This window comes from Pseudomonas sp. F-14 TE3482 (genome assembly GCF_053629455.1).
The window spans coordinates 185846-204039 of sequence record NZ_JBRJII010000001.1; the positions used below are offsets into that span (position 1 = coordinate 185846).

19 protein-coding genes are annotated in these 18194 nt (G+C 59.5%); 12 read left to right on the top strand and 7 right to left on the bottom strand.

Annotated features, from left to right (window positions below; genetic code table 11):
* Nucleotides 1-10 precede the first annotated feature (10 nt).
* Nucleotides 11-988 carry a MerR family transcriptional regulator gene (locus AB7M26_RS00840; protein WP_429387576.1) on the bottom strand — a complete coding sequence of 326 codons (978 nt, stop codon included), beginning with the start codon at nt 986-988 and terminating at the stop codon, nt 11-13.
* A 191-nt stretch (nt 989-1179) separates the two neighbouring features.
* Between AB7M26_RS00840 and AB7M26_RS00845 the strand changes: the two genes are divergently transcribed.
* From AB7M26_RS00845 to AB7M26_RS00875, 7 genes are all read left to right on the top strand, one after another.
* On the top strand, nt 1180-1749 hold the full coding sequence (locus tag AB7M26_RS00845) for an antibiotic biosynthesis monooxygenase (protein ID WP_123501386.1): 570 nt from the start codon (nt 1180-1182) through the stop codon (nt 1747-1749).
* 156 nt (nt 1750-1905) lie between these two features.
* Nucleotides 1906-2616, top strand: coding sequence for a dihydromonapterin reductase (gene folM / locus AB7M26_RS00850; protein WP_123501387.1), 711 nt, complete (start codon nt 1906-1908; stop codon nt 2614-2616).
* Nucleotides 2617-2638: 22 nt separating this feature from the next.
* Nucleotides 2639-3214 carry a GTP cyclohydrolase I FolE gene (gene folE / locus AB7M26_RS00855; protein ID WP_123501388.1) on the top strand — a complete coding sequence of 192 codons (576 nt, stop codon included), beginning with the start codon at nt 2639-2641 and terminating at the stop codon, nt 3212-3214.
* 2 nt (nt 3215-3216) lie between these two features.
* Entirely contained in the window at nt 3217-3588 is a 372-nt protein-coding gene (gene folX, locus AB7M26_RS00860) for a dihydroneopterin triphosphate 2'-epimerase (protein WP_007901645.1), read from the top strand.
* A 68-nt stretch (nt 3589-3656) separates the two neighbouring features.
* Nucleotides 3657-3953, top strand: coding sequence for a DUF1244 domain-containing protein (locus AB7M26_RS00865; RefSeq protein ID WP_018927179.1), 297 nt, complete (start codon nt 3657-3659; stop codon nt 3951-3953).
* Nucleotides 3946-4284, top strand: a complete 339-nt coding sequence (locus AB7M26_RS00870; RefSeq protein WP_123501389.1) for a HopJ type III effector protein — start codon at nt 3946-3948, stop codon at nt 4282-4284. The genes AB7M26_RS00865 and AB7M26_RS00870 overlap by 8 nt, the downstream gene beginning before the upstream one ends.
* Before the next feature lie 268 nt (nt 4285-4552).
* The gene (locus AB7M26_RS00875; protein ID WP_123501390.1) at nt 4553-5803 is read left to right on the top strand and encodes a 2-aminoadipate transaminase; all 1251 of its coding nucleotides are present in this window, start codon (nt 4553-4555) and stop codon (nt 5801-5803) included.
* 180 nt (nt 5804-5983) lie between these two features.
* Here AB7M26_RS00875 and trxB read toward each other — a convergent pair whose 3' ends face one another.
* A complete protein-coding gene (trxB, locus tag AB7M26_RS00880) occupies nt 5984-6940 on the bottom strand; it encodes a thioredoxin-disulfide reductase (RefSeq protein ID WP_008070552.1) in 957 nt (318 codons plus the stop codon).
* A 315-nt stretch (nt 6941-7255) separates the two neighbouring features.
* Here trxB and cysZ point away from each other — a divergent pair, with 315 nt between their 5' ends.
* Both cysZ and AB7M26_RS00890 read left to right on the top strand, forming a co-directional pair.
* The gene (gene cysZ, locus AB7M26_RS00885) at nt 7256-8011 is read left to right on the top strand and encodes a sulfate transporter CysZ (protein ID WP_008070554.1); all 756 of its coding nucleotides are present in this window, start codon (nt 7256-7258) and stop codon (nt 8009-8011) included.
* 40 nt (nt 8012-8051) lie between these two features.
* Nucleotides 8052-9251, top strand: coding sequence for a glycosyltransferase family 4 protein (locus AB7M26_RS00890; RefSeq protein WP_429378141.1), 1200 nt, complete (start codon nt 8052-8054; stop codon nt 9249-9251).
* A gap of 117 nt (nt 9252-9368) precedes the next feature.
* Here the strand turns inward: AB7M26_RS00890 and AB7M26_RS00895 are convergent, their stop codons facing one another.
* The 3 genes from AB7M26_RS00895 to AB7M26_RS00905 all read right to left on the bottom strand — a co-directional run bounded on the left by AB7M26_RS00895 (nt 9369) and on the right by AB7M26_RS00905 (nt 11750).
* On the bottom strand, nt 9369-10472 hold the full coding sequence (locus tag AB7M26_RS00895) for an NADH:flavin oxidoreductase (RefSeq protein WP_123499027.1): 1104 nt from the start codon (nt 10470-10472) through the stop codon (nt 9369-9371).
* 186 nt (nt 10473-10658) lie between these two features.
* Nucleotides 10659-11141, bottom strand: coding sequence for a glutathione peroxidase (locus AB7M26_RS00900; protein ID WP_429387584.1), 483 nt, complete (start codon nt 11139-11141; stop codon nt 10659-10661).
* Nucleotides 11142-11264: 123 nt separating this feature from the next.
* On the bottom strand, nt 11265-11750 hold the full coding sequence (locus AB7M26_RS00905; RefSeq protein WP_007901600.1) for an FKBP-type peptidyl-prolyl cis-trans isomerase: 486 nt from the start codon (nt 11748-11750) through the stop codon (nt 11265-11267).
* On the opposite strand from AB7M26_RS00905, the gene AB7M26_RS00910 reads away from it, so the two are divergent.
* Genes AB7M26_RS00910 through AB7M26_RS00920 form a run of 3 tightly spaced genes read left to right on the top strand, consistent with a single transcriptional unit; the run spans nt 11719 to nt 15126 of the window.
* Complete coding sequence (locus AB7M26_RS00910; protein ID WP_123499035.1) at nt 11719-12057, top strand: DUF3565 domain-containing protein; 339 nt, start codon at nt 11719-11721, stop codon at nt 12055-12057. The two genes, AB7M26_RS00905 and AB7M26_RS00910, sit on opposite strands and share 32 nt — an antisense overlap.
* 60 nt (nt 12058-12117) lie before the next feature.
* The gene (pta, locus tag AB7M26_RS00915) at nt 12118-14217 is read left to right on the top strand and encodes a phosphate acetyltransferase (protein WP_123499023.1); all 2100 of its coding nucleotides are present in this window, start codon (nt 12118-12120) and stop codon (nt 14215-14217) included.
* Nucleotides 14218-15126, top strand: a complete 909-nt coding sequence (locus AB7M26_RS00920; RefSeq protein WP_123499021.1) for an acyltransferase — start codon at nt 14218-14220, stop codon at nt 15124-15126.
* A 168-nt stretch (nt 15127-15294) separates the two neighbouring features.
* On the opposite strand, the gene cysN is transcribed toward AB7M26_RS00920, so the two are convergent.
* Nucleotides 15295-17193 carry a sulfate adenylyltransferase subunit CysN gene (cysN, locus tag AB7M26_RS00925; protein ID WP_123499019.1) on the bottom strand — a complete coding sequence of 633 codons (1899 nt, stop codon included), beginning with the start codon at nt 17191-17193 and terminating at the stop codon, nt 15295-15297.
* 9 nt (nt 17194-17202) lie between these two features.
* Nucleotides 17203-18120, bottom strand: coding sequence for a sulfate adenylyltransferase subunit CysD (gene cysD / locus AB7M26_RS00930; protein WP_008008639.1), 918 nt, complete (start codon nt 18118-18120; stop codon nt 17203-17205).
* Between the last annotated feature and the right edge of the window lie 74 nt (nt 18121-18194).

Consider the following 18194-nt stretch of genomic DNA (forward strand, 5'->3'; position numbering starts at 1 on the left):
CTATCTACGCTCAGGTATCCAGGTTTCCCGCCAGGAACTGCTTCAGACGCTGGCGCATTAACACTCCCTCATTTCCCAGACAACCGACCGACGATCCAGCCAGGCTCTCCTGTGCCAGGTCCGATGCCTCTCCGGCCAGCAACACCTGACAATCCAGGCTCATGGCCAAGCGTTTCAAACGTCTAGGCAGTTCCCCCGCCGGCGCGTGGTTGGAAATCATTATCAGTGCCTTGGGCCTGATCTTCTCGCAGACCAGAACCAACTCTTCGAAGGGCTGACCGATCGCCAACAACTGAATAGCCGAATCGACGCTGCTCAGATACAGCGCCGTGACCAACACGTCGAGTTCACGGCATTGATCGGCCAAGGCGCAGACAATGACTCGTCGCGGTTGCATGACTCGCACTAGCAACAGGCGTTGCAACACTCGAGATCGTAGAAAACCATCCAGAAAAAGCCACTCGCTAATCTGACCGAACGCTTCATGGCGTTGTAGCAATAGCTTCCAGACCGGAATCAGAATGTCCTGAAATACCACCGTCAGCGGGTAACTGGAAAAAATCTGACCGTAGACGTGCTCCAGTTGAACTTCGTCGAAAGCACTCACCGCAGCCTTGACCTGCTGCTGCCATTGGTCATAGTTGGCTTGAACGAGTTCGTTGGGCATCACCTGCGCCAGTACTTTGAGCGGTTCGGTCTTGGCCAGTATCTTGCCGACCTTGCTGACGGCAACACCGCGTTCGATCCAGCCGAGGATGCTACGAACCCGCTCGATATCGGTCACCGAATACAAACGGTGCCCGCTTTCGGTGCGTGTGGGTTGTATCAAACCGTACCGCCGCTCCCATGCACGTAGCGTGACAGGGTTGACCCCTGTCAGACGCGCGACCTCACGGATCGGAAACAGTTCTTCTCGAATCAGCGAGGTGCTGAAGGGCAAGCCAGGTGCAAGGTCGGTCAGCACAGGCATTTTGTAATCTACGTCCATGTATAAAGTTGGATCCATTCTAACGCCACTGCCCCATTAGGAATCAACACGCCGTTGAACTAATTGGCACAGACGTCCAAGAAATAATCAGGAATAATCCTTGCTTGTCTTGAGACGCGGCCCACCACCCCGGCGCTGTGTCTGGCGAAGCTCTTATCCGGAGCGACGCGTTTTCCCTACGGAGATACAAAATGTCTACCTCACCCGTCACCCTGATGGTTGCGCGCCGCGTCGCCGATGGGCGTTACCAGGACCTGATGGCCTGGTTGCGCGAAGGCGAACAACTGGCCACCGATTTCCCCGGTTACCTGGGCTCTGGCGTACTGGCTCCGCCGCCCAATGATGACGAATTCCAGATTATCTTCCGCTTCGCCGACGAGCAGACCATGCACGCCTGGGAGCATTCCGCATCGCGCACTGCCTGGCTGGGGCGCGGCAGTGATCTATTTGCCAATCCTTCGGAACATCGGGTCAGTGGCATCGATGGCTGGTTCGGTGCGGTCGGCCAGCGTCCGCCACGCTGGAAACAGGCCGTGGCCATCTGGCTGGCGTTCTTTCCGGTGTCCCTGTTGTTCAACTTTGTATTGGGGCCGCTGCTGGCTGAAACGGGTTTGCTGACCCGCGTGTTTGTCAGCACCCTGTGCCTGACGCCATTGATGGTGTATTTCTTCATTCCGCTGTCGACGCGTCTGCTGGCCGGGTGGCTGCAAACCCCATCGGCACGTCCGTTGCCCACCGAACCCTCAACCCAGCACCGCTGATCCTCCTTGTGGGAGCGGGCTTGCTCGCGAAAGCGGTGTAACAGTCGACATTATTGCTGACTGTCAGTCCGCCTTCGCGAGCAAGCCCGCTCCCACAATAGGTGTACGCCTCCCGTCGCTGGTATAGTTTTGCTCTTACCGCGACGCGAGCCGTTCATGACCTCTACCGCAGCCCCAATCCTCATCACCGGTGCCGGCCAGCGTGTCGGCCTGCACTGTGCGCAGCGTTTGCTCGAAGACGGCCATCCGGTCATTTTCAGCTATCGCAGCGAACGCCCTGGTGTGCAAACCCTGCGTGATCTGGGGGCGACCGCGGTGTTTGCGGACTTTTCCAGCGAGGCCGGCATCCTTGCGTTCATCGGCGAACTGAAAAACCACACCGACAGTTTGCGGGCGGTTGTCCATAACGCTTCCGAATGGCTGACCGAAACCCCGGGCACCGAAGCCGCGGCTTTCACCCGCATGTTCAGCGTGCACATGCTGGCGCCCTACCTGATCAACCTGCACTGTGCCGACCTGCTACGGCGTTCAAGTCCCGCCGACATCGTGCACATCAGCGATGATGTGACCCGCAGGGGCAGCAGCAAGCATATCGGCTACTGCGCCAGCAAAGCCGGGCTCGACAGCCTGACCCTGTCCTTTGCCGCGAAATACGCGCCGGGAATCAAGGTCAACGGTATCGCGCCAGCCCTGCTACTGTTCAATCCCGACGACGACGCGGCGTACCGCGCCAGGGTTCTGGCCAAATCGGCACTGGGCATCGAGCCCGGCAGCGAAGTGATCTACCAGAGCCTGCGTTATTTGCTCGACAACCCTTATGTCACCGGCACGACCCTGACCGTCAACGGCGGACGGCACGTCAAATAAGCCGCTCCCGCGAGGATGTCCCATGACGTTATTCCCGCCACACAACTCCTTGTCCCAGAGCTATCGCGAGATCCTGATCGGCCTCGGTGAAAACCCCGACCGCGAAGGGCTGCAAGACACCCCGGTGCGCGCCGCCAAGGCGATGCAATACCTGTGTCATGGTTACGAGCAAAGTGTCGACGAGATCGTCAACGGCGCGCTGTTTGCCTCAGACAACGATGAAATGATCATCGTCGACAACATCGAGCTGTACTCCCTCTGCGAACATCACATGCTGCCCTTCATCGGCAAGGCCCATGTGGCTTATATTCCAACGGGCAAGGTGCTGGGCCTGTCGAAGATTGCGCGGCTTGTGGATATGTTCGCCCGCCGACTGCAAATCCAGGAAAACCTCACCCGGCAAATCGCCGACGCCGTGCAGCAAGTGACCGACGCCGCCGGTGTCGCGGTGGTCATCGAAGCCCAGCACATGTGCATGATGATGCGCGGCGTCGAAAAACAGAATTCGACCATGAACACCTCGGTGATGCTCGGCGCCTTCCGCGAGTCGAGTAATACCCGCCAGGAGTTCCTGCAATTGATTGGACGGAGCAAGTAGCAATGCCACAACTTCAACCAGGAATGGCACGCATCCGGGTCAAGGACCTGTGTTTGCGAACTTTCATCGGGATCAACGAGGACGAAATCCTCAACAAGCAGGATGTGCTGATCAACCTGACCATCCTGTACGCCGCTCAGGATGCAGTGCGTGACAACGATATCGATCACGCGTTGAATTACCGCACCATCACCAAGGCGATCATCGCCCACGTGGAGGGCAATCGCTTTGCCCTGCTCGAACGCCTGACCCAGGAATTGCTGGACCTGATCATGGTCAACGAGTCAGTGCTGTACGCCGAAGTCGAAGTCGACAAGCCCCATGCCCTGCGCTTTGCCGAGTCGGTATCGATTACCCTGGCCGCGAGCCGCTGACCGCGTCTGGCGCATCGGTCGCCAGGCTTTTATCATCCGCGCCACGATTTGATTGCACAGAGCCCATCATGAACGATCAACAACGCCTGGAACTTGAAGCCGCCGCCTTTCGCCGGCTGGTTGCCCACCTGGACAGCCGCAAGGACGTGCAGAACATCGACCTGATGAACCTCTCGGGTTTCTGCCGCAACTGCCTGTCCAAGTGGTACAAGGCCGCTGCCGACGAACGCCAGATCGACGTCAGCCTCGACGAAGCCCGCGAAGTGGTTTACGGCATGCCGTACGCCGAGTGGAAAGCCCAATACCAGAAAGAAGCCAGCGCCGACCAGCAAGCGGCGTTCGCCAAAGGAAAACCCAATGAGTGATCTGAACACCCTGCGCGCCAGCCTCAAGAGCGGCGAACACGCTTTCGCCGATACCTTGGCGTTCATCGCCGCCGGTTACGACTATCAGCCCCAGGCGTTCAATAACGGCGGTGTGGAAAACGCCGCCGGGCAGAACGAAGGTTCGTGCAAGACCCTGGGTCTGGCATTGCTGGAAGGTTTGAGTGATGAAGAAGCGCTGTTGGCATTTGGCGAGCATTACCGCTCGGTAGTGGCCACGCCTGAAGGCAGCGACCATGGCAATATCCGCGCGCTGATCGGCCATGGTCTGGCCGGTGTGAAGTTCACTCGGCAGCCGCTGACCCGTCGCTGACTGAAGCTCATGAGTGACACTGAACTGTGGCGAGGGAGCTTGCTCCCGTTGGGTCGCGAAGCGACCCTGTTTATCTTGATAAAGAAGGGGACCGCTGCGCAGTCCAGCGGGAGCAAGCTCCCTCGCCACAGATTATGCGTCGCCAGCGATCGGTATCAGGGCACATCCCGACTTTTAATATTGACCCGGCGACTTTATTTCGTTTGCCGGGCACCGCTGCTCGCGGCTTAGATAAAAAGAAGCATCCCTTCTTCTGAGTCCGGCATCCATGAGCAGCGAAAACATCAGTCAGTCAATCAACATCGTTCATCCCGTCACGCTCAGCCACGGCAAAAACGCCGAGGTCTGGGACACCGATGGCAAACGCTACATCGATTTCGTCGGTGGTATCGGCGTGCTGAACCTCGGCCATTGCCATCCACGCATCGTCGAGGCCATTCGCGAACAAGCCACCCGGCTGACCCACTACGCGTTCAACGCCGCGCCGCATGTGCCTTACCTCGAACTGATGGATCGCCTGACGGCGTTTATCCCGGTGGATTACCCGGTCAGCGGCATGCTTACCAACAGCGGTGCGGAAGCGGCGGAAAACGCCCTGAAGATCGTCCGTGGCGCCACCGGCCGCACGGCAGTCATCGCCTTCGACGGCGCCTTCCACGGTCGCACACTCGCCACCCTCAACCTCAATGGCAAAGTCGCGCCGTACAAGCAGAAAGTCGGTGTACTACCGGGGGCGGTGTTCCACCTGCCCTTCCCCAGCCAAGACAATGGCGTGACCTGTGCCGAGGCCCTGAAGGCCATGGAGCGGCTGTTCAGCGTCGAGATCGACGTTGATGACGTGGCCTGTTTTATCGTCGAACCGGTACAGGGCGAAGCGGGCTTCCTGGCGATGGACGTGGAATTCGCCCAGGCGCTGCGACGTTTCTGTGATGACAAAGGCATCCTCCTGATCGCCGATGAAATCCAGTCCGGCTTCGGCCGTACAGGCCAGCGGTTTGCATTCTCGCGGTTGGGCATTGAGCCGGACCTGATCCTGCTGGGCAAAAGCATTGCCGGCGGCGTGCCGCTGGGAGCGGTTGTCGGGCGTAAGTCGCTACTCGATAACTTGCCCAAGGGCGGATTGGGCGGCACCTATTCGGGTAATCCCATCGCCTGTGCCGCCGCGTTGGCGACCCTGGAAGAAATGAGCGATGCGCATCTGCACGCCTGGGGTGCGCAACAGGAAGAAGCGATTGTCAGTCGCTATCAATCCTGGCGAACCCGCGAACTGTCACCGTATCTGGGCCGTTTGACCGGCGTCGGTGCCATGCGCGGCATCGAGCTGATCAATGCCGATGGCACACCGGCCTCGGCGCAGTTGACGCAGCTGCTGGCCCTCGCGCGCGACTCGGGCTTGCTGCTGATGCCCAGCGGCAAGTCGCGGCACATCATTCGGCTGCTCGCGCCGTTGACCACCGAAGCCGTCGTGCTGGAGGAAGGGCTGGATATCCTTGAGGCGTGCTTCGCGAAGCTGACCTGAAGTAAAAATCCCCACGATCCCTGTGGGAGCGGCTTGCCCGCGATAGCGATTTATCATTCAACCTTAGTGTCGACTGATCTACCGCCATCGCGGGCAGCCCGCTCCCACAGGTTTACTGCGTTACCGAAGGCACAAAAAAACCGGCCAAGGCCGGTTTTTTTGCTTTCTACAGAATCAGCATCAAGCGTTCTGCAGATCGTCGAGGTAACGCTCGGCATCCAGTGCCGCCATGCAACCGGCGCCGGCCGAGGTGATGGCCTGACGGTAAACGTGGTCAGCCACGTCACCGGCGGCGAAGATGCCTTCGAGGTTGGTCGCAGTGGCGTTGCCGTCACGGCCACCCTGCACAACCAGATAGCCGTCTTTCAACGTCAGCTGACCTTCGAACAATGAAGTGTTCGGGGTGTGGCCGATGGCGATGAACACGCCGTCGACTTTCAGCTCGTCGAAGCTGCCGTCGTTGTTCTTCAGGCGAGCACCGGTCACGCCCATGTTGTCGCCCAGCACTTCGTCCAGGGTCGAGTTCAGCTTCAGGACAATCTTGCCTTCGGCAACCCGGGCATTGAGCTTGTCGATCAGGATCTTCTCGGCGCGGAACGTTTCGCGACGGTGGATCAAGGTGACGGTGCTGGCGATGTTGGCCAGGTACAGGGCTTCTTCCACAGCCGTATTACCGCCACCGACCACAGCCACGGGCTTGTTGCGATAGAAGAAACCGTCGCAGGTCGCACAGGCCGAAACGCCTTTGCCCATGAACGTTTCTTCCGACGGCAGGCCCAGGTAGCGGGCGCTGGCGCCGGTGGCGATGATGAGTGCGTCGCAGGTGTAGGTCGCGCTGTCGCCAATCAGGGTGTACGGCTTGGCGGCGAAGTCCACGGCATTGATGTGATCGAACACGATCTCGGTTTCAAAGCGCTCGGCGTGCTCTTTCATCCGCTCCATCAGCGCCGGGCCGGTCAGGCCGTGGACGTCGCCCGGCCAGTTGTCGACTTCGGTGGTGGTGGTCAGTTGACCGCCAGCCTGCATGCCAGTGATCAGCAGTGGCTTGAGGTTGGCACGGGCTGCGTAGACCGCAGCGCTGTAACCGGCAGGGCCGGAACCGAGAATAATCACTCGCGAATGACGAACTTCAGACATGACCTGCTCCTGTTGACCGGGCCCGAAACACTGGGCGCGGAACGCCGGATTGCCGGCGGGAATAAAAAAGGACCGTTGAAAGCACTTGGGGAAGGCTTGGGCTCGACAGTCCTGTAAAAGAATGGGTGCAGCGTATCGAGGGGGCGAAGATTAAGGAAATACGGTTTAACAATCCAGCTCATAGGCGGTCTCTATCCCATCGAGGTGAATTTATAGACGCCTTTGTTACAGTTAATGTCGATGCCGCTACCGCGCTTTCGCCTGTCAGGCAAAGCCGGTAAGGTCGGCGCGTTTACCCTTTGCTCGGAGCACGTTATGCCCGCCCCCGTTCTGTCTGGCCCGCAATACCTGCGCGAGGGCCTCAAGCTGGTCCTGAGCCCAAGCCTGCGCTTGTTCGTGTTGTTGCCGCTGGCAATCAACCTGGTGCTGTTCGTCGGATTGATCTATCTGGCTGGCCATCAGTTCAGTATGTGGGTCGATACGCTGATGCCGTCCCTGCCCGATTGGCTGAGCTTTCTGAGCTACATCCTCTGGCCGATTTTTGTCGTGTTGGTGGTGTTGATGGTGTTTTTCACCTTCACCATGCTCGCCAACATCATCGCCGCGCCGTTCAATGGCTTCCTCGCGGAGAAAGTCGAAGTGGTGGTGCGCGGCACCGACGACTTCCCGGCCTTCAGCTGGGGCGAACTGATCGCCATGATCCCGCGCACCCTGTCCCGGGAAATGCGCAAACTCGGCTACTTCCTGCCCAGGGCCATCGGGCTGTTCATCCTGTCGTTGATCCCGGTGGTCAACATCATCGCCGCGCCGCTGTGGCTGCTGTTCGGGGTGTGGATGATGGCGATCCAGTACATCGATTACCCGGCGGATAACCACAAACTGGGCTGGAACGAAATGCTCGCCTGGCTGCGGCAGAAACGCTGGCAGAGCCTCGGTTTCGGCGGGAGCGTGTATCTGGTGTTGCTGATTCCGGTGGTCAACATTTTGATGATGCCGGCGGCAGTAGCCGGCGCAACGCTGTTCTGGGTACGTGAGCGTGGCGCGGAAAATCTGGTGGCAGAACGCCGCTGATCGCGTCACAAATCCATCACTCAACCGTCACAATGACGACATGGCCTCAGCCGACACTGAGGTCATGACGACAACTCTGCATATCACCCTGATCACCGAAACCTTCCCTCCGGAAATCAACGGCGTGGCCAATACCCTTGGCCGCTTGTTCGACGGTTTGCGCGCACGCGGGCATCAGGTCGAGTTGGTTCGGCCACGCCAGGGTGGTGACCCGCTCATGGGCAGCAACGATGAGTTGCTGTTGTGTCGAGGCTGGCCGTTGCCGGGTTATCCCGGCCTGCAATGGGGTCAGTCGTCGATGCACAAGTTGCTGCGGCGCTGGAAACGCCATCGTCCGGACGTGTTGTACATCGCCACTGAAGGACCGCTGGGGTTATCCGCATTGCGCGCGGCACGGCGCTTGGGGATTTCGGTGGTCAGCGGCTTTCATACCAATTTTCAGCAGTACTCCAGCCAGTACGGCCTCGGGCTGCTGACGCGCTTGCTGACTCACTACCTGCGCTGGTTTCACAATCGCTCGACCCTGACCCTGGTGCCCAGCGCCAGCCAGCGACTTGAGCTGGAACGCCGCCGTTTCGAGCGCCTGGCGCTGCTCTCTCGAGGCGTCGACAGCCAGTTGTTCCATCCGGCCAAACGGCTGAAATCGCTGCGCGAGCAATGGGGATTGGCCGAGGAAGATATTGCCTTGATCCACGTAGGACGCCTGGCGCCAGAGAAAAATCTTGGCTTGCTCAAGCGGTGTTTCGACACGCTGAAAATGACTTATCCACAGCGAAAAATGAAATTGATTGTGGTTGGTGATGGGCCGCAACGATCGGTGCTGGAGAAGGAACTGCCCGAAGCGATTTTCTGCGGCTCACAACGCGGCGAAGCCTTGGCCAGTCACTATGCGTCGGGGGATGTGTTTCTGTTTCCAAGCCTGACCGAAACCTTCGGCAATGTGGTGCTTGAGGCATTGGCCTCGGGGCTGGGGGTGGTGGCGTACGATCAGGCTGCGGCGGCCCAGCATATTCGCCATGGCTACAACGGCGTACTGGCCATGCCCGGGGATGAAGAGGCGTTCTGCGATGCAGCACGCTGGCTGCTGGAGGAGCGCGAAACCTTGCGCTGCGTGCGTCTTAATGCGCGCCAGCATGCGAGTCGTCAGGGTTGGGCGGCGATTATCGAGCAGTTTGAAGGACAGTTGCGGGGGGCTTGTGTTGGGGAGCAGGTGGTTCCTATTGCTCAGACATTACCCTGAATCTTTGCTGACCTTGAGGCCATCATCGCGGGCAAGCCCGCTCCCACAGTGTTCTGCGCCACACACAAATCCTGTGGGAGCGGGCTTGCCCGCGATGATGGCCCTTCCAGACGCTACTTAAACCAGCGTCATCAAAGCCTCACGGCTGAACGGCAGAATGTCCTGCTCACGACCGTCGCGCACTTTCTGCGCCCAGTCCGGATCCACCAGCAACGCACGACCCACTGCCACCAGATCGAACTCATCGTTATTCAGCCGCTCCAGTAATTTTTCCAGGCTGGCCGGTTGGGCGATCTTGTCGGTGTTGACCATGAATTGCAGGAACTCGCCATCCAGGCCGACGCTGCCGACGGTGATGGTTGGCTTGCCGGTGAGTTTGCGGGTCCAGCCGGCCAGGTTCAGCTCGGAACCGTCGAACTCCGGCTCCCAGAAACGCCGCGTCGAGCAGTGGAAAATGTCCACGCCAGCGTCGGACAATGGCTGGAGGAATTCGCCTAGGGCTTGCGGGGTTTGCACCAAACGTGCGGTGTAGTCCTGCTGCTTCCACTGGGAGAAACGGAAGATGATCGGGAAACCCTCACCGACCGCTGCACGCACCGCCTGAATCAGTTCGATGGCGAAGCGCGAACGATTGGCCAGACTGCCACCGTATTCATCAGTGCGCTGATTGCTGCCTTCCCAGAAGAACTGGTCCACCAGATAACCGTGGGCACCGTGGATTTCCACGCCGTCCATACCGATGCTCTGAGCATCCTTGGCGGCTTGGGCGAACGCGGCTATCACGTCCTGGATATCTTCCTTGGTCATGCCGTGAACCACGACCTGACCGTCCTTCAATTTTTCTGACGGGCCATAACCTGGCACGCTGGCGTCCGGCTCGGTGCCGATGCGGCGCACGCTGCCCACATGCCACAGTTGCGGAACGATTTTCCCGCCCTCGGCATGCACCGCATCGACGACTTTCTTCCAGCCGGCCAATGCCGCTTCACCATAGAAGTGCGGCACGTTCGGATAGCCGTTGGAGGCCTTGTGACCGACGGTGGTGCCTTCGGTGATGATCAGCCCAACACCGGCAGCGGCGCGACGACGGTAGTACTCGATCACTTTGGAATTGGGCACGCCGCCCGGCGAAAACGAGCGGGTCATCGGCGCCATGACGACGCGGGTCGGCAACTCGAGAGCGCCTAGGTAAAAAGGCTTGAACAGGGCTTTGACGGGCATGGGACGCTCCACGGGATATAGACTTTATGACGGCGATAATATGGAGACTGCCAAGCCTTGAACAGCACTATTGATTTAAGTGATTAAGGATTAGAAACGAAAAGATCGCAGCCTTCGGCAGCTCCTACAGGGGAATGCGTACACCCGTAGGAGCTGCCGAAGGCTGCGATCTTTTGATTTTGATTTTCAGCCCAGCGCTTTTTCGATCGCCTGGATGACAGCATGATCATCCGGCGCCGTACGCGGCGAGAACCGCGCCAGCACACGACCATCCTTGCCCAGCAGGAATTTCTCGAAGTTCCAGGTGATGTCGCCCGGGAATTCCGCGCCTTCGCCCGCCAGCAGACGATACAACTGATGACGCTCATGACCGTTGACTTCCAGCTTGCTGGACAACGGAAAGGTCACGCCATAGTTGAGGCTGCAGAATGCCTGGATCTCCTGCTCGGTACCCGGCTCCTGCCCGGCAAACTGGTTGCACGGCAGGCCCAGCACACTGAAGCCCTTTTCCTTGTATTGCTGGTAGAGGTTTTCCAGCGCCGCGTACTGTGGGGTCAAACCACATTTGGAGGCAACGTTGACCACCAGCACGACACGCCCCTTGAAGGGCGCCAAAGGTAGCTCCTGACCATCCAGGGCTGTCAGTTTAAGGTCGTGAAAAGCACTCATGACGAACTCCAAATTCCAGTGTTTTTCTCAAAACAGCCACTTGGCGGTGCCATCAAGGACAGCCGCGGACTAAAAAGGCGCCCTCGGGCGCCTCTCCAGCTCTCGAAAGCTTAGCGCAGAAAATCAGTGGTGATGGCCACCTTCGCCATGGACGTGACCATGAGCGATTTCTTCCTGGCTGGCGTCACGGATGTCGATGATCTTGACCTGGAAATTCAGGCGCTGACCGGCCAACGGGTGGTTGCCGTCGACGGTGACATCGTCGCCGTCCAGATCGCGAATGGTGACGATCTGCATCTGGCCGTCCGGAGCGGATGCGTGGAACTGCATGCCCACTTCCAGCTCGTCGACGCCTTCGAACATGCTGCGGCTCAGGGTGCTGACCAGTTCGGCAGCGTATTCGCCGTAGGCATCTTCAGGTTCTACAGCGACAGTCAGTTCGTCACCGACTGCTTTGCCTTCCAGTGCCTTTTCCAGGCCCGGGATGATATTACCTGCGCCTTGCAGGTAGACCAGCGGCGCGCCGCCGGCGGAGCTGTCGATGACCTCACCAGCGTCGTTGGTCAGGGTATAGTCGATGGAGACAGCCTTATTGGCGGCGATCAGCATGGGGCGAGACCTTTTGCATAAGAATATAGAAAGACCAAGTTTAGCGAAGCAATCGTCTGAAAGCGAACACAACCCGGACAGACGGGGTGCGGCAAAGGGCTCGACGGTCACAGGCTTCCATCAGGATGAAGACGGACACTGGGTAGCCGAGCTTTCCTGCGGCCATACCCAACACCTGCGGCACCAGCCGCCGTGGCAATCCCGGGCCTGGGTGCTGGACCCTTCGCTGCGTAATGAAAAAATAGGCCAACCCTTTGATTGCGGATGGTGCGCACAAGGCTCGGTTAGCGATAACCTTGACGACTGAATTTCGGTAGAACGCCAGCCATAGGCGCTCACCATTGCCATGCACCCTTAGAGAATCCGCATGCAAACTTTTTTTATCGCGCCCACCGATTTTGGTGTGGGTCTGACCTCCATCAGCCTCGGGCTGGTGCGTACGCTTGAGCGGGCCGGTCTCAAAGTCGGCTTTTTCAAACCGATTGCCCAGCCGCACCCGGGTGACACGGGCCCTGAACGCTCCACCGAACTGGTGGCTCGCACCCACGGTTTGAAACCGCCTCAGCCACTGGGCCTGGCCCACGTTGAGCGGATGCTCGGCGACGGTCAGCTGGACGAACTGCTCGAAGAAATCATCACCCTTTATCAGCAAGCCGCTGTCGGCAAGGACGTGCTGATCGTCGAAGGCATGGTCCCGACCCGCAGCGCCAGTTACGCGGCGCGGGTCAACCTGCATTTGGCCAAGAGCCTGGACGCCGATGTGATTCTGGTCTCGGCACCGGAAAACGAAGTGCTGACTGAATTGTCCGGCCGGGTGGAGTTGCAGGCGCAATTGTTCGGCGGGCCGAAAGACCCGAAAGTCTTGGGCGTGATCCTCAACAAGGTCAAGACCGACGAAAGCATGGAGGCCTTCGCCTCGCGCCTGAAGGAGCACTCGCCATTGCTGCGCAGTGGCGACTTCCGCCTGCTCGGCTGCATCCCGTATCAACCGGAACTGAATGCACCGCGCACCCGTGACGTGGCCGACCTGATGGGCGCTCAGGTGCTCAACGCCGGCGACTATGAAACCCGGCGCATGACCAACATCATCATCTGCGCCCGCACCGTGCGCAACACTGTGGAGCTGCTCAAACCCGGTGTGCTGGTGGTAACCCCCGGCGATCGCGACGACATCATCCTCGCCGTCAGCCTCGCGGCGATGAACGGCGTGCCTCTGGCCGGCCTGTTGCTGACCAGCGACACCCTGCCCGACCCGCGCATCATGGATCTGTGCCGTGGCGCCTTGCAGGCCGGCTTGCCGGTGTTGTCGGTCAGCACCGGTTCCTACGACACCGCCAACCAGTTAAACAGTTTGAACAAGGAAATCCCGATCGACGACCGCGAACGTGCGGAGATCATCACCGATTTCGTCGCCAGCCACCTTGACGCCAACTGGCTGCACCAGCGCTGCGGCACACCACGGGAAATGCGCCTGTCGCCAGCGGTGTTCCGCTACCAGCTGATCCAGCGCGCCCAGGCCGCCAACAAGCGCATCGTGTTGCCCGAAGGCAGCGAGCCGTTGACCGTGCAGGCCGCCGCGATCTGCCAGGCCCGCGGCATTGCCCGTTGCGTGTTGCTGGCCAAACCGGCGGACGTCGAAGCCGTGGCCCGCGCCCAAGGCATCGAGTTGCCGCCGGGGCTGGAAATCCTCGATCCGGACCTGATTCGCGAACGCTACGTCGAGCCGATGGTCGCCCTGCGCAAAACCAAAAGCCTCAACGCGCCGATGGCCGAGCAACAACTGGAAGACACCGTGGTGATCGGCACCATGATGCTGGCGCTGGATGAAGTCGACGGGCTGGTGTCAGGGGTCATTCACTCCACCGCCAACACCATCCGCCCGGCCCTGCAACTGATCAAGACCGCGCCGGGCTGCACGCTGGTGTCGTCAGTGTTCTTCATGCTTTTCCCCGAGGAAGTGCTGGTCTACGGCGACTGCGTGATGAACCCGCACCCGAGCGCCAGCGAACTGGCCGAGATCGCGCTGCAAAGCGCCGACTCGGCAGCCGCCTTCGGCATCACCCCGCGCGTGGCGATGATCAGCTACTCCAGCGGTGAATCGGCTAGCGGCGAAGAAGTCGAGAAGGTGCGCGAAGCGACGTTGCTCGCCCATGAACAACAGAACTCGCTACTGATCGACGGCCCATTGCAATACGACGCCGCCGCCAACGAAACCGTTGCCCGGCAACTGGCGCCGAACAGCCAGGTCGCCGGTCGTGCCACGGTGTTCGTGTTCCCCGACTTGAACACCGGCAACACCACCCACAAAGCCGTGCAGCGCAGCGCCGACTGCGTCAGCCTCGGGCCGATGCTGCAAGGCCTGCGCAAACCGGTGAACGACCTGCCGCGCGGCGCGCAGGTCGACGACATCGTCTACACCATCGCATTGACCGCGATTCAAGCTGCCAACCGACCTTTGGATGTTTAAATGCTGGATTTTCTACCTGCACCCGTGCGCGGCGTGATCGCCTCGCTGCTGTTGGCGCTGAACACGATTGTCTGCTGCACGCCGCTGTTCATCGTGGCGATCTTCAAACTGCTGCTGCCCTTCCCCGCCGCCCAACGTTTTACCGATTGGCTGATGAGCCATATCCACGAAGCCTGGATCAGCAACAACAAGGCCTGGATGGATCTGCTCGGGCACACGCGCTGGCAGCTCAGCGGGCTGGAAGGTCTGGACTATCAGCACTCGTATTTGATCACCAGCAACCACCAGAGCTGGGTCGACATCATGGTGTTGCAATATGTGCTGAACCGGAAGATTCGCCCGCTGAAGTTTTTCCTCAAACAGCAACTGATCTGGGTACCGGTAATTGGTCTGGCGTGGTGGGCGCTCGGTTTTCCGTTCATGAAGCGTTATTCCAAGGCCTATCTGGAGAAGCACCCGGAGAAGAAAGGCAAAGACCTGGAAACCACCCGCAAGACCTGCGACAAGTTCCGCCATAACCCGGTGGGGATTTTCAACTTCGTCGAAGGCACGCGCTTCACCGAGGGCAAGCACGTACAGCAGAGTTCACCGTTCCGCTACCTGCTCAAGCCGAAAGCAGGTGGTATTGCCTTCGTACTGGATGCCATGGGCGACCAGCTGGAAGCCATCGTCAACGTGACCATTCACTATCCGGCCGGGCGGCCGGGTTATTGGGATTTGCTCTGTGGGAACGTGAAGGATGTGGTGGTGCATTTTCAGGAGCTGAAGATTCCACCGCAGTTCGTCGGCAAGAACTACGACCAGGACGGAGTGTATCGGCTCGAGTTTCAGGGTTGGATCAATCAGCTGTGGAATGACAAGGATGCGCTGCTGGGGCAGATGCACCGGGAGTATCCCGCCAAGGTTTGAGGTGTTTGTACCGGCGCCATCGCGGGCAAGCCCGCTCCCACAGTGGTTCTGTGTGGAATGCAGATTTTGTGTTCACTAGGGAGCGGGCTTGCCCGCGATGGCGATCTCAAGAACACAAAAAAACCCGCAGACGATCACTCATCTGCGGGCTTTTTTTGCAGCTAACGCTTAGATCGCGCCACGTTTACGCAGCAGATCCAGCACTTGCTTGACGCTTTCTTCCAGCGACAGCGACTGGGTGTCGATCACCAGATCGGCATTCAGCGGCACGTCGTACGGGAAGGATTCACCCGGGATGTTGTCGCCACCCGCCGCATACAGACCTTGCGGATCACGCTCGGCACAGACCGTCGGAGAGGCCTGGACGTAGACCGTCAGCAGACGCTCCTTGCCGATCAGTTCCCTGGCCTGCTCACGACCTTCAGCACTCGGCGCAACGAAGGCTGCCAAGGTCAACAGACCCGCTTCGTTGAACTGACGCGCAACGTGCGCTGCACGACGCCAGTTTTCGGTACGCCCGGCACGATCATGTGGCAGGCCTTTATTCAGGTCATGACGCAGGTTCTGGCCATCGAGCACAAACACTGCGCGGCCCATGTCGAACAGCTTGCGTTCAACCGCGTAAGCCAGGGTGCTTTTGCCAGCGCCCGACAAGCCGCTGAACAACACGGTGGCCGGTTGCTGACCAAAGCGCTGGGCACGTTCTTCGGTAGCCACATGCGCCAGTTTGCCGTGATGGGTGCTGCTGCCATGGCTCAACGGCTGGGCGATGATCATGCCGGCCGCGACCGTACCGTTGGTCAGTCGATCGATGACGATAAACGAACCGGTGGTGCGGTTGCTGTCGTAACCGTCCAGCGCGATGGCCGCGTCGAGGCTGATCTTGACTCGACCGATCTCGTTCAACTGCAGCGAGCTGGCGGGACCTTCGGCCAGGGTGTTCACGTCCACGCGATTGACGATGCTGGTGATCGAACCCGGCACGTAAGTCGTGGCGCGCTTGATGTCGTATTTCTTGCCCGGCAGCATCGGCTCTTCGGCCATCCACACCAGCATGGCGTCGAAGGCGTCAGTCACTTGCGGCTGGTTGTCGGCATGCACCAGCAAGTCGCCGCGGGAGATGTCGATTTCGTCTTCCATGGTCAGCGTCACGGCTTGACCGGGACCTGCATGCTCCAGTTCACCTTCGAAGGTGACAATGGATTTCACGCGGCTGCTCTTGCCCGACGGCAACACAACGACTTCATCGCCCTTGTGCACGATGCCGCTGGCCAGGGTGCCGGCGAAACCACGGAAGTTCAGGTTCGGGCGGTTGACGTACTGCACCGGGAAACGCAGGTCGGTGTAGTTGCGGTCGCTGGCGATTTCGACGGTTTCGAGGATTTCCATCAGCGACTGGCCGGTGTACCACGGCGATCGCTCGGACTTGTTCACCACGTTGTCGCCCTTGAGCGCGGACATTGGCACGAAGGCCATGGTGGTCGGCTTGAACGCGATGCCTTCGGCGAACTTCAGGTAATCGGCCTTGATCGACTCGAACACGCTTTCGTCGAAGCCGTTGAGGTCCATCTTGTTGATGGCGACAACGATGTGCTTGATGCCCAGCAACGAGGCGATAAAGCTGTGGCGACGGGTCTGGGTCTGCACGCCGTAACGGGCGTCGACCAGGATGATCGCCAGGTCACAGGTGGAGGCACCGGTGGCCATGTTGCGGGTGTACTGCTCATGGCCGGGGGTATCGGCGATGATGAATTTGCGCTTGGCGGTGGAGAAATAGCGGTAGGCGACATCGATGGTGATGCCCTGCTCACGCTCGGCCTGCAAGCCATCGACCAGCAACGCCAGGTCGATGTCTTCACCGGTGGTGCCGACTTTTTTCGAGTCGCGGGTAATGGCTTCCAGGTGATCTTCGTAGATCATCTTGGAGTCGTGCAGCAGGCGCCCGATCAGGGTGCTCTTGCCGTCGTCGACGTTGCCACAGGTCAGAAAGCGCAGCATTTCCTTGCGTTCGTGCTGGCCCAGGTAGGCGAGGATGTCCTCGCTGATCAAATCAGATGCGTGCGACATGACAACCCCTTAGAAATAACCCTGACGTTTCTTTTCTTCCATCGAACCGGCGCCATCGTGATCGATGACCCGGCCCTGGCGTTCGGAAGTTCGCGTCAGGAGCATTTCCTGAATGATGTCGGTCAGGCTGGTGGCCTCGGACTCGACCGCACCGGTCAACGGGTAGTCGCCCAGCGTACGGAAACGGACCTTCTTCTTGACGATGCGCGCCTTGTCTTCGTCGCTCAGGTGATTGAGCAGGCGCTCGTCGTCGATCATGATCCAGGTGCCATTCATCTCGATGACATCGCGTTCGGCTGCGAAATACAGCGGCACGATCGGGATACCTTCGAGGTAGATGTACTGCCAGATGTCCAGCTCGGTCCAGTTCGACAACGGGAATACGCGGATCGATTCGCCCTTGTTGACCTTGCCGTTGTAGACGTTCCACAACTCGGGACGCTGGTTTTTCGGGTCCCAGCGGTGCTTGGTGTCACGGAAGGAATACACGCGCTCTTTGGCACGGGATTTCTCTTCGTCGCGACGGGCGCCACCGAATGCGGCATCGAAGCCGTACTTGTCGAGGGCCTGCTTGAGGCCTTCGGTCTTCATGATGTCGGTGTGCTTGGCACTGCCGTGGGTGAGCGGGTTGATACCCTGCGCAACACCCTCGGGATTCACATGCACCAGCAGGTCCAGACCGAGTTCTTCGACCATGCGGTCGCGGAACGCGTACATTTCCTTGAACTTCCACTGGGTGTCGACGTGCATCACCGGAAACGGAAGTTTGCCCGGGAAGAATGCCTTGCGTGCCAGGTGCAGCATCACGGCGGAGTCTTTACCGACGGAGTACAGCATCACCGGGTTATCGAACTCGGCGGCGACCTCGCGGATGATGTGGATGCTTTCGGCCTCCAGCTGTTTCAGATGCGTCAGTTTGTCGACCATGGCTACTCACGAAAACGATCTTATGGACGGCCTGCGGGCCGTGTTCGAGCGGGGAATCCTAGCACAGCGCCCTC

Coding starts and splice junctions, on each gene's coding strand:
- AB7M26_RS00840 (WP_429387576.1), bottom strand. CDS start 988: ATGGACGTAGATTACAAAATGCCTGTGCTGACCGACCTTGCACCTGGC.
- AB7M26_RS00845 (WP_123501386.1), top strand. CDS start 1,180: ATGTCTACCTCACCCGTCACCCTGATGGTTGCGCGCCGCGTCGCCGAT.
- folM (WP_123501387.1), top strand. CDS start 1,906: ATGACCTCTACCGCAGCCCCAATCCTCATCACCGGTGCCGGCCAGCGT.
- folE (WP_123501388.1), top strand. CDS start 2,639: ATGACGTTATTCCCGCCACACAACTCCTTGTCCCAGAGCTATCGCGAG.
- folX (WP_007901645.1), top strand. CDS start 3,217: ATGCCACAACTTCAACCAGGAATGGCACGCATCCGGGTCAAGGACCTG.
- AB7M26_RS00865 (WP_018927179.1), top strand. CDS start 3,657: ATGAACGATCAACAACGCCTGGAACTTGAAGCCGCCGCCTTTCGCCGG.
- AB7M26_RS00870 (WP_123501389.1), top strand. CDS start 3,946: ATGAGTGATCTGAACACCCTGCGCGCCAGCCTCAAGAGCGGCGAACAC.
- AB7M26_RS00875 (WP_123501390.1), top strand. CDS start 4,553: ATGAGCAGCGAAAACATCAGTCAGTCAATCAACATCGTTCATCCCGTC.
- trxB (WP_008070552.1), bottom strand. CDS start 6,940: ATGTCTGAAGTTCGTCATTCGCGAGTGATTATTCTCGGTTCCGGCCCT.
- cysZ (WP_008070554.1), top strand. CDS start 7,256: ATGCCCGCCCCCGTTCTGTCTGGCCCGCAATACCTGCGCGAGGGCCTC.
- AB7M26_RS00890 (WP_429378141.1), top strand. CDS start 8,052: ATGGCCTCAGCCGACACTGAGGTCATGACGACAACTCTGCATATCACC.
- AB7M26_RS00895 (WP_123499027.1), bottom strand. CDS start 10,472: ATGCCCGTCAAAGCCCTGTTCAAGCCTTTTTACCTAGGCGCTCTCGAG.
- AB7M26_RS00900 (WP_429387584.1), bottom strand. CDS start 11,141: ATGAGTGCTTTTCACGACCTTAAACTGACAGCCCTGGATGGTCAGGAG.
- AB7M26_RS00910 (WP_123499035.1), top strand. CDS start 11,719: ATGGAGACAGCCTTATTGGCGGCGATCAGCATGGGGCGAGACCTTTTG.
- AB7M26_RS00905 (WP_007901600.1), bottom strand. CDS start 11,750: ATGCTGATCGCCGCCAATAAGGCTGTCTCCATCGACTATACCCTGACC.
- pta (WP_123499023.1), top strand. CDS start 12,118: ATGCAAACTTTTTTTATCGCGCCCACCGATTTTGGTGTGGGTCTGACC.
- AB7M26_RS00920 (WP_123499021.1), top strand. CDS start 14,218: ATGCTGGATTTTCTACCTGCACCCGTGCGCGGCGTGATCGCCTCGCTG.
- cysN (WP_123499019.1), bottom strand. CDS start 17,193: ATGTCGCACGCATCTGATTTGATCAGCGAGGACATCCTCGCCTACCTG.
- cysD (WP_008008639.1), bottom strand. CDS start 18,120: ATGGTCGACAAACTGACGCATCTGAAACAGCTGGAGGCCGAAAGCATC.